Here is a 13,175-nt window from a genome sequence, read left to right as displayed (position 1 = left end):
ATATATCTTGCTGGCGAGAGGTTTTGCGGGTTACCTTGAGGCCCCGGCAAAGGAGCAGACGATGTCCATCAAGACGAGCGGCTTGCACCACGTGACCGCGATCGGCGGCGACCCCCAGCGCAACGCCGACTTCTACCTGCGCACGCTCGGCCTGCGCCTGGTGAAGACCACGGTCAACTTCGACGACCCGGGCACCTACCACCTCTACTACGGCGACCAGTCCGGCAAGCCCGGCACGCTGATGACCTTCTTCCCGTGGCCGGACGCGCCCAGCGGCCGCCTCGGCACCGGCCAGGCCACCACCACCGCGTTCTCCGTGCCGGAGAACTCCATCGGCTGGTGGAAGGACCACCTCGCCGAGGCCGGCATCACCACCGGCCGCATCGCCAACCGGGAGGGCGAGGACGTCCTGACCTTCCGCGACCCGGACGGCCTCCAGCTCGCGCTGATCGCGCACCCGCAGGGCGACCCGCGCGACCCGTGGGACAACGGGCACGTCCCGGCCGAGCACGCGATCCGCGGCCTGCACTCGGTGACCCTGTCCGTCGCCAAGGAGGACGCGACCGCCGAGATGTTCGGCGACCTGGGCCTGACCTTCAGCAGCCAGGACAGCAACCGGCTGCGCTTCACCGCCGGCGAGGGCGGGCCGGGCGCCCTGGTCGACGTCCTGGTCACCCCCGACGCGCCGCGCGGGCTGGTCGCCGCCGGCACCGTGCACCACGTCGCGTGGCGCGCGCCGGACGAGGACAGCCAGGCCGCGTGGCGCGCCGAACTGGTCGACCGGGGCGTGAACGTCACCTCGATCCTGGACCGGCAGTACTTCCGCTCGATCTACTTCCGCGAGCCGGGCGGGACGCTGCTGGAGATCGCGACCGACCAGCCCGGGTTCGCCATCGACGAGCCGCTGCTGGAGCTGGGCCGCGCGCTCAAGCTGCCGCCGTGGCTGGAGCCGGACCGCGAGCAGATCGAGCGCGCGCTGCCGAAGCTGGACATCCCGAGCGAGAACAACCGATGACGCTCGAGCACAAGTTCACCGAGGGCGCGCCGGACGCGCCGGTGCTGTTGCTGCTGCACGGCACCGGCGGCGGGCCGGACGACCTCGTCGGCCTCGCGCGGGAGCTGAGCCCGTCGGCCACGCTGCTGGCCCCGGCCGGCCCGGTGTCCGAGCACGGCGCGGCCCGCTGGTTCCGGCGGCTGGCGGAGGGCGTCTTCGACTACGACGACGTCCGCGCCCGCACCGACCAGCTGGCGTCGTTCGTGCTCCAGGCGCGCGAGCAGTACGGGCTGGACGGGCGCCGCCTGGTCGCGGTCGGGTTCTCCAACGGCGCCAACATCGGCGGCGCGCTCACGCTCCTGCGTCCGGACGTGGTGACGGAGGCGGCGCTGTTCGCGTCGATGCTGCCGGTGCCCGACCCGCCGCCGCACGACCTTCGGGGTACACGCGTATTCCTCTCGAACGGTGAACGAGACCTGATGGCGCCGCTGCCGTCGAACGAGCGGTTCATCCAGCTGCTGCGCGAGCGCTCGGCGGACGTGACGGTGCACCGCCACCCCGGCGGACACCAGATCACGCTGGACGCCCTCCAAGCCGCGAAGGCTTGGCTCGACGGCTAGAACTCGGTCGGCCGCATCAACGCGTCCGAGCCGCCGTCGATCAGGAACTGGGCGCCGTGGATGTAGCCCGCGTCCGGGCCGAGCAGGTAGCGGATCAGCGACGCGATCTCCTCCGGCCGGCCCCGCCGCGGGATCGGGGCCTGGTAGCTGCGGATCGCGTCGCCGAAGCGCGACTCCAGGCCCGCCCGCAGCAGGGGCGTGTCGACCGCGCCGGGGGCCACCGTGTTCAGCCGCACGCCCGCCGCGCCCCACTCGGCGACCCGTTGGCGGACCGCGACCGTCAGCGCGTTCTTCGACCACGAATAGGCCAGGTGCCCCGCGTACTCACCGGCGTCGGCCAGGGCCGCGGCCTCCTCGCCGCGGGAGATCGGGTTGTCCGCCCACTTCACCATCGTCGACGCCGAGGACGAGACCGCCACCGCCGCCCCGCGCAGCACCCGGAACAACCCGTCCAGCACCTCGACCGCGCCGCGGTAGTTCACCTCGATGATCTGCCGTGGATCCGGCACGTGCGGCCCGAGCCCGGCGCACACCACCAGCCCGTCGAGCTCATCCACCAACCCGAGCACCCCGGCCACCGCCGCCCGGCGTCCGTCCGCAGTGGACAGATCCGCGCACACCGCCGCGTCGCGCAGGTCCACGCCGATCACCTGGTGCCCGTCCGCCCGCAGCGCGGCCACGACCGCGGCCCCGATCCCCGAGGCGGACCCGGTCACGGCCATCACGTCAGCACACATCGCGTTCCCCGGTAGATCGTCGGCATGCAGCGGTTGCAATGCACGCACAGCGAACGCGCCCCGGCCCGCAGCCGCCGCGGCAGGTCCGGCTCCCGCAGCAAGGCGCGCGCCATCGCCACGAACTGGAAGCCCTCGGCCATCGCCCGTTCCATCGTCTCCAGCCGCGTGATCCCGCCGAGCAGGATCAACGGCAGCTCCAGCGCCGCGCGGAACTGGCGCGCCCGGTCCAGCAGGTAGGCCTCCTGGAACGGGTAACTCTTCAGGAACGCCCCGCCCACGGCCCGGATGCCGAGACGCACCGGCGCCGGGAACGCTGCCGCGAACTCCCGCACCGGCGCGTCCCCGGTGAACAGGTACATCGGGTTCAGCAGCGAACTCCCGGCGGTCAGCTCCAGCGCGTCGACGGTCCCCTCGGCCTCCAGCCACCGGGCGACCTGCACGCTCTCGTCCAGCCAGAACCCACCCGGCACGCCGTCGTCCATGTTCAGCTTGGCCGTCACGGCGATGCGTGAGCCGACCGCGTCCCGCACCGCCCGCGCGACTTCCAGCGCCAGCCGCGCCCGGTTCGCCAGCGACCCGCCGTAGGAGTCGCGGCGTCGGTTCAACCGCGGGCTCAGGAACGAACTCACCAGGTAGTTGTGTCCGAAGTGGATCTCCACCGCGTCGAAACCCGCGGCGACCGCCAACCGGGCGGCAGACGCGTGAGCACGCACCACCCGCGCGAGATCGTCCACAGTGGCCGCTCGGGTCATCCGCATCCCCAGCGGATTGGGGAACCGGCCCGGAGCCAGCGCCGGCAGGCGGTTCGACGCCGCGTTCGCGACCGGCCCCGCGTGCCCGATCTGCGCGCTCACCGCCGCACCCTCGGCGTGCACCGCGTCGGTGAGCCGCCGCAGCCCCGGCAGCGCCTCCTCGCGCATCCAGATCTGGTGCCGGTCGGTGCGCCCCTCCGGCGACACCGCGCAGTACGCCACCGTGGTCATCCCGACCCCGCCGCGCGCCGGCCGCCGGTGGAACTCGATCAACTGGTCAGTGACCAGCGCGTCCGGGGTCGCGCCCTCGAACGTGGCCGCCTTGATGATCCGGTTCCGCAGCTCGACCGGCCCCAGTCGCGCGGGTGCGAAGACGTCGGTCATGACCCCGCCAATCCCGCCGCGACGAACGCCCGCAGCGTCTCCACCGGCACCTCGCCGGGCATCCCCTCGGCGAAGAACTGCAGCACCAGCCCGAACGCGAGCAGCCAGCGCTGCGCCGCCTCCGCCTTGGACAGCTCCGGCCGCGCGTCCCGCAGCAGCTCGATCCACGGCCCCAGCCCGAACCACCGCGACGTCCACGCCGGTTCCCGCCGCCCCAGCACGAACCGCGCCAGCAGCTTCAACCGCAACTGCCCGACCGGATCCGCGGCCAGCTCGGCCAGCGGGGTCACGACCAGATCCACCAGTTCGGGCACGGTCGGCGCCCACCCGTCGCGCCGCTGCGAGGTGACCTCGTCCAGCCGCTGCTGCCACACCGGTGCGAGCCGGGCCTCCAGCAGCGCCGCGATCAGCGCGTCCTTCGACCCGAAGTGGTAGTGCACCGCCGCCGGGTTCATGCCGGCCGCGCTGTTGATCGCCCGCACCGACACCGCGTCGTAGCCGGATTCCAGCAGCAGCCGCTCGGCGACGGTCAGCAGTCGCTCGCGGGCGTCGGTGGTCGGCACCCGTCCAGCAGACCACACTTCCATCACTGAATCAATCACTGATTGACCGGCACAATCGAACCCATGGCGGACGCGGTGCGCAGGTGGTCGGAGCAGCTGGCGGGCTGGGCGATCCCGGCGCACATCCTGGTCGCGGCGCCCGAATCGCCGTGGTTCGTGCCCCGCCGGGCGTTCGCGCGCCGCGCCGACCGCCTGATCGCCGAACCCGCCACCCCGACCCACGACGCCGTCCTGGCCGGTCTTCCCGGTTCCGTGCTCGACGTGGGTGCCGGGGCGGGCGCGGCGAGCCTGCCGTGCGCCCGGGCCATCACGCGGGTCACGGCGGTGGACACCAACGCCGGCCTGCTCGCCGAGTTCACCGCCCGCGCGGAAGCGCTCTCCGTGCCCTGCACGACGATCGAGGGGCGGTGGCCGGACGTCGAGGCCGCACCCGCCGACGTCGTGGTCTGCGCCCACGTCCTCTACAACGCCCCCGACCTGGCGCCGTTCACCGAGGCGCTGACCGCCCACGCCCGCCGCCGGGTCGTCGTAGAACTCGCCGCCGTCCACCCGATGACCAGCCTGAACGCGTTGTGGCGGCGGTTCCACGGCATCGACCGCCCGGACGGCCCGACGGCCGACGACGCCGTCGCCGCGCTGCGGGAACTCGGCGTCGAACCGGAGATCGTCCGGTGGCACCAGCCCGCGAAGCGGGAATACCAGCGCTTCGACGAGCTGGTCGACGTCACCCGCCGCCGGCTGTGCCTGCCCCCGGACCGGGCCGATGAGGTGGCCGAAGCGCTGCGCGGCGCACCCGACTTCGGCTCCGCGGGTCGCGATGTGGTCACGCTCAGCTGGCGAGTTAGCCGCTCCGTGTGATTTCGACCTGCGGGAATCCGCCCACCCGAGCACAATCGGTGTATGACTCACGCGCAGGGGGACGAGCCGGCCACCGGCACCCCACCCCAGCCGCCCGTCACCGAACCCGCGCCCGCGAAGCCGGTCAAGATCAAACGGACCCGGGTCAGCGGCACCTGGGTGGCGATCGTCGTCGCGTTGATCATCCTGGTGTTCCTGCTGATCTTCATCCTGCAGAACCTGGACTCGACGACGGTGGCCTTCCTCGGGATGGAGGGCAGCCTGCCGCTGGCCGTGGCGATGCTGTTCTCCGCGATCGCCGGAGCCGTCCTGGTCGCCCTGGTCGGCGGCGCGCGCATCTTCCAGCTCCGCAAGGCGACGCGGAAGGCGAACAAGGCTCTGCGCTGATCCGGCCGTACCATCATCCCGGGAAACGGGGTGATGTGGTTGACCAGCGAGAACCTGCCGAGTTCGCCGGAGGGTGGCGACGAGAACCTGCTGCGCCGCGCGGGACGGCTCGCCGGCTGGGCCGCACGCACCGGGTTCACCATCGGCCGTCGTCTGCCGCTGCCCGGTCTCGAACTGGCCGGTGAGGGGCTGCGACAGGTCGAGCGGCAGGTCCTGACCGGCCTGCGCCGCCGTCTCGACGAGGTCGACGACCCGTACGTGGTCGCGCTCAGCGCGGCCGGCTCCGAGCACACCCCCAACGGCGCCGGCGAGCTGGTCCCGGCGCGGGAACCGCTGCGCGCCGCGATGAAGGAGCTGCTCGACCGGTCCGTGGGCTTCGGCCGGGAGCAGGCCCGCGAGTACCTCTACGCGACCGTCCTGCGCCAGCTCACCCCGGACGAGGCGCGCATCATCGCCACGCTCGCCACCGGCGCCGCCTTCCCTGTGATCGACGTCACCGAACGCGGGTTCGGCGGCGGCCGGACGATCCTGCGCAACGCCTCGACGGTGGGCAAGGCGGCCGGTGTGACGCTGCCCGACGAGGTGCCCGGCTACCTGACCCGGCTGGCCGGATTCGGCCTGGTCGAGCTGGACGCCGAGTCCGCCGAGCTGGAGTCGCAGTACGAGATCCTGGCCACCGAGGACCTCGTCCGCACGGCCGTGAAGTCCGCCCGCCGGGCACGCCTGGTGCGGCGCACGGTCCGCCTGTCGCGGTTCGGCGTCCGCTTCTGGGCGGCGTGCGATCCCGGTGAGTGGGCTCGCATCCTGTGAGCGCTGCCACTAGCGTGTAACGCGCGGCGCACGTCGAGCGCTCTACGTGATAAGGCCCCGTCCAGGCTGGGGCCATACCACATCTCGGCTTCGGAACACCAGCTTCCTGTTGTCATTCTCACGTGTGTTTCGCCGTTGTTGCAGGTAGCTCGCCTGCCCGGTCCGCGATGCGCTGAACGACCCAAACAACTCTGTTAGGTTGTTTTGACATGTCCGGAAAGCACTTGATCGAAAATCCGACCAAGGCCGACGGGGCTGCGCTTTGGCGAATCGCACGCGATTCGCAGAAGCTCGATCTCAACTCGCCTTATGCATATCTGTTGTGGTGCCGCGATTTCGCCGACACCTCGGTGGTGGCGCGGGTGGACGGTGACGCGGTCGGATTCGTGATCGCTTATCGCCGTCCCACGGCGCCGGACACCGCGCTCGTCTGGCAGGTCGCCGTCGATGCGTCGCAACGTGGGCAGGGGCTGGCCGGAGCCCTGCTCGACAACCTGTTCACGCGGCTGGTCGCCGACGGGGTGCGTCACCTCGAGACCACCATCACGCCCGACAACAAAGCGTCCATCCGGCTGTTCACCTCATTCGCGCAGCGGTGGGGCGCACAGCTGGAGTGCACCGAGCTGTTCGGCTCGGACGACTTTCCGGACGACGGCACGCGGCACGAGCGGGAAGACCTTTACCGAATCGGCCCGCTGAGCCCGAGATAACGCCGGAATTGGGCGAGGACGCCCGTGCGATTAGCTGTCGACAAGCACCAGTGAGGGGAAAACCCAAAGTGAGCATCTTCGAAAAGCTCGAATCCGAAGTGCGCAGCTACAGCCGGGGGTGGCCGGTCGTGTTCGACCGCGCGCAGGGCAGCCGCCTCTACGGCGAGGACGGGCGCCCGTACCTCGACTTCTTCGCCGGCGCCGGGGCGCTGAACTACGGCCACAACAACCCCGTGCTCAAGAAGGCGCTGATCGACTACATCGAGCGCGACGGCGTCACGCACGCGCTCGACATGTTCACCGTCGCCAAGCGCGACCTGCTCGAGACGCTCGACGAGAAGATCCTCAAGCCGCGCGAGCTGGACTACAAGGTCATCTTCCCCGGCCCCGGCGGCGCCAACGCCGTCGAAGCCGCGCTGAAGCTGGCCCGCAAGGTCACCGGCCGCGAGTCGGTCATCAACTTCACCAACGCCTTCCACGGCATGACGATCGGCGCGCTGTCGGTCACCGGCAACTCGATGAAGCGCCACGGCGCCGGCATCCCGCTGGTCCACGCCACGCCGATGCCCTACGACCAGTACTTCGACGGCGTCTACCCGGACTTCCTGTACTTCGAGCGCCTGCTCCAGGACTCCGGCAGCGGGCTGAACGAGCCGGCCGCGGTGATCGTGGAGACCGTGCAGGGCGAGGGCGGCATCAACGCCGCCGGCCTGGAGTGGCTGCGCGGCCTGTCCGACCTGTGCAAGCGGCACGACATCCTGCTGATCGTCGACGACGTGCAGATGGGCTGCGGCCGCACCGGCCCGTTCTTCAGCTTCGAGGACGCCGGCATCAAGCCGGACATCGTCTGCCTGTCGAAGTCGATCAGCGGCTACGGCCTGCCGATGGCGCTCACCCTGATCCGCCCCGACCTGGACGTCTGGGAGCCGGGCGAGCACAACGGCACGTTCCGCGGCATCAACCCGGCGTTCGTCACCGCCGCCGAGGCCATGCGCACCTACTGGAGCGACGACGAGCTGGAGAAGTCGGTCCGGGCCAAGGGCGAGCGCATCGGCGCGGCGCTGCAGGGCCTGGTCGACGCCTACCCGGAGGCGCAGCTGACCGCCAAGGGCCGTGGCCTGGCCCGCGGTTTGGAGTTCCAGAACGGGGAACTCGCCGGGAAGGTCTGCGCCGCCGCGTTCGAACGCGGCCTGCTCATGGAGACCTCCGGGCCGGACAGCGAGGTGATGAAGCTGCTGCCGCCGCTGACGCTCACGGATGCCGAGGTCGGCGAGGGGCTGGAGATCATCGACGCCTCCGTCAAGGCCGTGCTCGGTAAGTAGAAGAACGAGAAGGGGAAGAGTTTTGATCGTCCGGACCCTCGACGAGATCACCGACACCGACGCCGACATCAAGACGCCGAACTGGCGCTCGAAGCGGATCATCCTGGCCAAGGAGAAGGTCGGCTTCTCGGTGCACGAGACCACGCTGTACGCGGGGACCGTCAACGACTTCTGGTACGCCAACCACATCGAGGCGGTCTTCGTCTACGAGGGCGAAGGCGAGATCACCAACAAGGCGACCGGCGAGACGTTCCAGCTCAAGCCGGGTTCCCTGTACCTCCTCAACGACCACGACAAGCACCAGGTCCGCCCGAAGACCGACATGAAGACCGTGTGCGTCTTCAACCCGCCGGTCACCGGCCGGGAGGTGCACGACGAGAACGGCGTGTACCCGCTGGTCGTCGAGGACGACGAGGCGGACGAGAAGTCCGCCTGAGCCACCACGGAGCGAGGCCCCTACCGGAAGGCAACGCATAAAAGGAGGCGAACCGATTTGACGATCATGGAAACCGGTGTCGAGGACAGTTACCCGACCAGGGTTCCCGTCCCGGCCGAGCCCTTCGATCGTGTCGACCCGACTGTCTGGGGCAGTGAGGCCGACGGTCCGATCGATGCGGCGACTCTCGCGTCGCACGACGCGAAGGGGTACCACATCGTCGAGGGCCTGCTGTCGCCCGCCGAAGTGCAGGGCTACTGGCAGGAGCTCGTCCGGCTCTCCAGCGACGAGCAGCTGAAGGCCGACGAGCGGGTCATCACCGAGAAGAAGACCGGCAGCGTCCGGTCCATCTTCGAGGTGCACAAGATCAGCGAGCTGATCGCCGAACTCGTGCGCGACCCCCGCGTCCTCGACCGCGCCCGGCAGATCCTCGGCTCGGAGGTGTACATCCACCAGAGCCGCGTGAACTACATGCCGGGCTTCAAGGGCACCGGGTTCTACTGGCACTCCGACTTCGAGACCTGGCACGCCGAGGACGGCATGCCGCGGCCTCGGGCGGTGAGCTGCTCGATCGCGCTGACCGACAACTACCCCTTCAACGGCGGCCTGATGGTCATGCCGGGTTCGCAGCGGACGTTCGTCCCGTGCGTCGGCCAGACCCCGGAGGACTACTACAAGTCGTCGCTGAAGGAGCAGGAGATCGGCGTTCCCAGCGAGAACGACATCACCAAGCTCGCCGCGGAGTACGGGATCGACCAGTTCACCGGGCCGGCCGGGTCGGCGCTGTGGTTCGACTCCAACATCATGCACGGGTCCGGCAACAACATCACGCCGTACCCGCGGTCCAACATCTTCCTGGTGTTCAACAGCGTCGAGAACGCGCTCGTCGAGCCGTACGCGGCGACGAAGCCCCGGCCGACCTTCATCGGCAGCCGGGACTTCACGCCTGTGACGCGGTAGACACCGGAAGAAGTGCGGGTCGGGTGTAGCCGGTTCATCGCGCCCTGTTACAGTGCCGCCACTGCGAACGGCGGCAGCATGGGTCTTCCTTGCTCGGGGTGAATCCCGTGTGGCGCCGGTAGCGATGGGCGAGGCGAACCCGGCCCCGTCACTTGTTTCACCGAGTGCGGCCCCGCACCATCAGATCGGGACTGATGGTGCGGGGCCGTACTCGTTTCCTCCGGCGCGGTGCTCGGGGAGGGGCCTGTGCTCAAGGGTTTGCGCATCCAGCTGCTCGGACCTGTCCAGCTCCACGCCGGCGACCGGCCGGTGCCGATCGGCGGACCGGGCGCGCGCGGGCTGCTCGCGATCCTGGCGCTGAACCCGAACCGCGTCGTCGCGCTCGACGACCTGATCGACGCGCTGTGGCACCACGACCCGCCGCCGACGGCGCGGACGATCGTGCACGGCAACGTCTCCCAGCTGCGGCGGGCGTTGCGGTCGTTCGAGACCCCGGAGGCGCGGATCGACACCGCCGCGCCCGGTTACCGGCTGAGCATCGACCCGATGCTGGTCGACGTGCACCGAGCGCGGGCGCTGTTCGAGCGCGCCGAGGCGGCGCCGCTCGTCGAACGCGCCTCGCTGCTGGCCGAGGCGTGGGCGCTGTGGCAGGGGCCGGAGCTGGGCGGGGTGCCGGTGCGCGCGCCCGAATTGACGCATTTGCGGATCGCGGTGCACGGCGCCCGGGTGGACGCCGATCTCGCGCTCGGGCGGCACGAGGAGCTGATCGCCGAGCTGACCACGATCGTCCGGGAGGATCCGCGGCGCGAGCGCACCGTGGGCCAGCTGATGCGCGCGCTGTACTACTCGGGGCGCCGGGCCGACGCGCTCGAGGTCTACCGGGAGGCGGCGCGGTTCGCGTCGGCGAAGCTCGGCCTCGATCCCGGGCCGGACCTGCGAGCGCTGCATTCGCAGGTGTTGAACGACGAACTGGCGCCGGTCGCCTCCGCGATCGACGTGAGCCGGGTGGTGCCGCGCCAGTTGCCGCCCGCGGTGCCGTTGCTGGCCGGGCGGTCGGCGGACCTGGCCTGGCTGGACGGTGCCGGCGCGGTCGGGGTGATCACCGGGCCGCCCGGGATCGGCAAGAGCGCGCTCGCGGTGTCGTGGGCGCACCGGGCCGCTCCGCGGTTTCCGGACGGGGTGCTGTTCGCCGAGTTGCGCGGGTTCTCTTCACCGGGGCCGGTGCTGGCGCGGTTCTTGATCGGGCTGGGGGTGCCCGCGGCCGAGGTGCCGGAGCCGGAGGGGGAGCGGCTCGCGCTGTACCGGTCGCTGACCGGCGGACGGCGGATGCTCGTGGTACTCGACGACGCCCGGTCGGCGGAGCAGGTGCGGCCGTTGTTGCCGCCGGGGCCGGGGTCGGTCGCGGTGGTGACCTCGTGGGCGCGGCTGGACGGCCTGATCGTTTCGCACGGGGCGCGGGTGCGGTCGCTGGAGCCGTTGGCGCGGGCGGACTCGGTGCGGTTGATCGCGGATGTCGCCGGTGGGGCGTTCGCGGAGTTCCACTCGCAGGTGGCTGGGTTGTGCGGGGACCTGCCGCTCGCGTTGCGGATCGCGGGGGCGCGGCTGGCGGCGGGTCCGGCGTGGACGGTGCCGGAGTTCGTGGCCGAGTTGGCGAGCGAGCGGACGCGGCTCGCGGCGCTGGACGTCGACGACGCCGGGGTGCGGGCGGCGCTGGACGTGTCGGTGCGGGGGTTGCCGGCCGAGGTGGCGGCGATGTTCCGGGCGCTGGGGGCGTTTCCCGGGCCGACGGTCGGGCCGTTCGTGGCGGCGGCGTTGTGCGAGGTGCCGGTCGCGGAGGCGCGGCGGCGGCTGCGGGTGCTGGCGGCGCACCACCTGCTGACCGAGAGCGGGCCGGAGGTGTTCACGCGGCACGACCTGGTGCGGTTGTACGCGCACGAACTGGCTGGTTCGTCGGGGTTGCCGCGGGCGGTGCGGTACTACCAGGCGGCGGCCGACGTCGCGCGGCGGCGGTTGTTGCGGATCGTGGACCCGCTGGATTTTTCTTCTGTTGCGGTGCCGGTGCCTTCGTTGGCCGGTTTCGACGACGCGCTGGCGTGGTTCGTGGCTGAGTGGCCGAACCTCTTGGCGGTGCTGGAGGCCGCGGCGGCGGCCGGGTTGGACGAGGACGTCTGGCGGCTGGCGCGGGTGGCGCACACGTACCGGGTGGTGCGCCCGCTGTGGGACGAGTGGCAGCGGCTGGTGGCGCTGGGGATGGCGGCGGCCCGGGCGTGCGGGGATGTGCGGGCGCGGTTCTGGATGCTGATCTCGCGGTGTGCGATGTCCCTGACGTTCGATCTGGGGCCGGCGTCGCTGGCGGATGCGGCCGAGGCGCTGTCGATCGCGGCGGACGAGCGGAGCCACACCTGCGCGATGATCCACCTGGGGTGCGCGTTGAACAGCGTGGGCCGTCACGACGAGGCGGTGGAGTGCCTGACGAAGGCGGTGGCGGCCGCGGGTTCGGACGAGCTGCGGGGGCAGGCGCTGGCGAACTGCGCGGAGGCGGAGAAGGCGAGGGGCCGGTACGCCGAGGCGATTTCGTATCAGCTGTCGTCGCTGGAGATCGACCGGCGACTGGGGGACGAAAGTTATGTGGTGGTGTCACTGAACAACCTGGCGGAGTCGCACCTCGCCCTGGGTGAGGAAGGTGTGGCGCGGGAGTACGCGTCCGAGGCGGTGGAGCTGGCGTCCCGGCGGGGTTTCCTGCTGCAGGAGGCGGTCGGGCGCCTGACGCTCGGCCGGGTGTGCCGCCGCCGAGGCGACCTCGAGGAGGCGCGGTTGCAGGTCGGGCTGGCGGCGGAGCTGTACCAGCGGGTGGGGCCCGGGCTGGCCGCGGAGGTGGTGCGGGAGCTGGAGGAGCTGGGCCTGCCGGTCGAGGAGCCGGCCCCGTCGGACACTCGAACTGACGCTTTCGAGTAAAAGAATCCCCGCACTTAGCGAATTCTTAGCGATGGATCTTGCCGAGGGCGTATGGTGCCGCTTGGCCGTCTGGCGCAGTGGGGGAGCGTCAGACGGCCGTCTCGATTCCGCTGGTTGGCCCTGTCGCCGACCCGGGCGCCCACGGGAAGCGATGAATGGACCGTTCATCGCTGCACCGGCTGGTGGATTCGCGCCGCACGACATGACCAGCGGTAAGCGCCTTGAGCGGCCCCCCGGTTGTCGCCGCGAGCGGACCTCTCGCGCGGTGGTGAGTGGACCGCTCATGTGGCCGCGAGTGGACCTTTCGGGCGGTGGTGTGTGGACCGCTCATGCGGCCGTGAGTGGACCTCTCGCGATGGGGCGAGGGTGCCTCTCGTGTCGCCGCGCTGGCGCGAGTGGTCATTTCGCGCGCCGATGAACGGTCCATTCACGAGGGTGCCAGCACCGGGCCCTCCGCCAGCCAGGCGACCAGGACCACCACCCCTCGGCACCAGCCACCAGGACCGATCGGGCAGACGATCACCGGCACCATTTACGGGTGGACCACCAGGTGCACCGGGCGGACGGCAAGCAGCAGCACCACCACCACCGACGGGTGCCAGCCATCCGGACCACCGGCGGGCGGCGACCACCGCCGCCAGTTGCAGGTGCCGGCCACCGCCACGCCCCGGCGGGTGCCGGTCACCT

The 13,175-nt window shown here is 71.1% G+C and carries 14 protein-coding genes; 10 read left to right on the top strand and 4 right to left on the bottom strand.

The genetic code is table 11. The annotated features are described in order from the left end of the window. Window positions 1-61 precede the first annotated feature (61 nt). Together IE290_RS19695 and IE290_RS19690 are read left to right on the top strand one after the other, a co-directional pair. Window positions 62-1,015, top strand: coding sequence for a ring-cleaving dioxygenase (locus IE290_RS19695; protein WP_191246084.1), 954 nt, complete (start codon window positions 62-64; stop codon window positions 1,013-1,015). After that, window positions 1,012-1,614, top strand: a complete 603-nt coding sequence (locus IE290_RS19690; protein ID WP_191246083.1) for an alpha/beta hydrolase — start codon at window positions 1,012-1,014, stop codon at window positions 1,612-1,614. Before IE290_RS19695 ends, IE290_RS19690 begins: the two co-directional genes overlap by 4 nt. On the opposite strand, the gene IE290_RS19685 is transcribed toward IE290_RS19690, so the two are convergent. From IE290_RS19685 to IE290_RS19675, 3 genes are read right to left on the bottom strand one after another with little or no spacing between them, the layout of a single operon-like run. Beyond that, window positions 1,611-2,336 (bottom strand): SDR family oxidoreductase, encoded by a 726-nt coding sequence (locus tag IE290_RS19685; RefSeq protein ID WP_191246082.1) that lies wholly within the window; start codon window positions 2,334-2,336, stop codon window positions 1,611-1,613. The two genes, IE290_RS19690 and IE290_RS19685, sit on opposite strands and share 4 nt — an antisense overlap. Further along, window positions 2,336-3,487, bottom strand: a complete 1,152-nt coding sequence (locus IE290_RS19680) for an NADH:flavin oxidoreductase (RefSeq protein WP_191246081.1) — start codon at window positions 3,485-3,487, stop codon at window positions 2,336-2,338. Before IE290_RS19680 ends, IE290_RS19685 begins: the two co-directional genes overlap by 1 nt. Beyond that, a complete protein-coding gene (locus tag IE290_RS19675) occupies window positions 3,484-4,050 on the bottom strand; it encodes a TetR/AcrR family transcriptional regulator (RefSeq protein ID WP_191246080.1) in 567 nt (188 codons plus the stop codon). The genes IE290_RS19680 and IE290_RS19675 overlap by 4 nt, the downstream gene beginning before the upstream one ends. A 63-nt stretch (window positions 4,051-4,113) precedes the next feature. On the opposite strand from IE290_RS19675, the gene IE290_RS19670 reads away from it, so the two are divergent. The 8 genes from IE290_RS19670 (at window position 4,114) to IE290_RS19635 (ending at window position 12,488) form a co-directional block, all read left to right on the top strand. After that, on the top strand, window positions 4,114-4,908 hold the full coding sequence (locus IE290_RS19670) for a class I SAM-dependent methyltransferase (protein ID WP_191246079.1): 795 nt from the start codon (window positions 4,114-4,116) through the stop codon (window positions 4,906-4,908). Window positions 4,909-4,950: 42 nt separating this feature from the next. Continuing rightward, a complete protein-coding gene (locus IE290_RS19665; RefSeq protein ID WP_191246078.1) occupies window positions 4,951-5,295 on the top strand; it encodes a LapA family protein in 345 nt (114 codons plus the stop codon). Between the two features lie 33 nt (window positions 5,296-5,328). Beyond that, entirely contained in the window at window positions 5,329-6,105 is a 777-nt protein-coding gene (locus tag IE290_RS19660) for an Abi-alpha family protein (RefSeq protein WP_191246077.1), read from the top strand. Window positions 6,106-6,314: 209 nt separating this feature from the next. Further along, window positions 6,315-6,815, top strand: a complete 501-nt coding sequence (gene ectA / locus IE290_RS19655; protein WP_191246076.1) for a diaminobutyrate acetyltransferase — start codon at window positions 6,315-6,317, stop codon at window positions 6,813-6,815. 68 nt (window positions 6,816-6,883) lie between these two features. Then, window positions 6,884-8,137, top strand: coding sequence for a diaminobutyrate--2-oxoglutarate transaminase (gene ectB / locus IE290_RS19650; RefSeq protein WP_191246075.1), 1,254 nt, complete (start codon window positions 6,884-6,886; stop codon window positions 8,135-8,137). 22 nt (window positions 8,138-8,159) lie between these two features. After that, window positions 8,160-8,573, top strand: coding sequence for an ectoine synthase (locus IE290_RS19645; RefSeq protein ID WP_191246074.1), 414 nt, complete (start codon window positions 8,160-8,162; stop codon window positions 8,571-8,573). Window positions 8,574-8,639: 66 nt separating this feature from the next. Beyond that, window positions 8,640-9,533 (top strand): ectoine hydroxylase, encoded by an 894-nt coding sequence (gene thpD, locus IE290_RS19640; protein WP_373300479.1) that lies wholly within the window; start codon window positions 8,640-8,642, stop codon window positions 9,531-9,533. A gap of 246 nt (window positions 9,534-9,779) precedes the next feature. After that, window positions 9,780-12,488 carry an AfsR/SARP family transcriptional regulator gene (locus tag IE290_RS19635; protein WP_191246072.1) on the top strand — a complete coding sequence of 903 codons (2,709 nt, stop codon included), beginning with the start codon at window positions 9,780-9,782 and terminating at the stop codon, window positions 12,486-12,488. Between the two features lie 532 nt (window positions 12,489-13,020). Here IE290_RS19635 and IE290_RS19630 read toward each other — a convergent pair. Next, window positions 13,021-13,173: a hypothetical protein gene (locus IE290_RS19630; protein ID WP_191246071.1), complete on the bottom strand. Its 153-nt coding sequence runs from the start codon at window positions 13,171-13,173 to the stop codon at window positions 13,021-13,023. Between the last annotated feature and the right edge of the window lie 2 nt (window positions 13,174-13,175).

Source organism: Amycolatopsis deserti, from assembly GCF_014653945.1.
Classification (GTDB): domain Bacteria; phylum Actinomycetota; class Actinomycetes; order Mycobacteriales; family Pseudonocardiaceae; genus Amycolatopsis_E; species Amycolatopsis_E deserti.
This window is presented reverse-complemented; position numbering and strand designations above follow the sequence as displayed.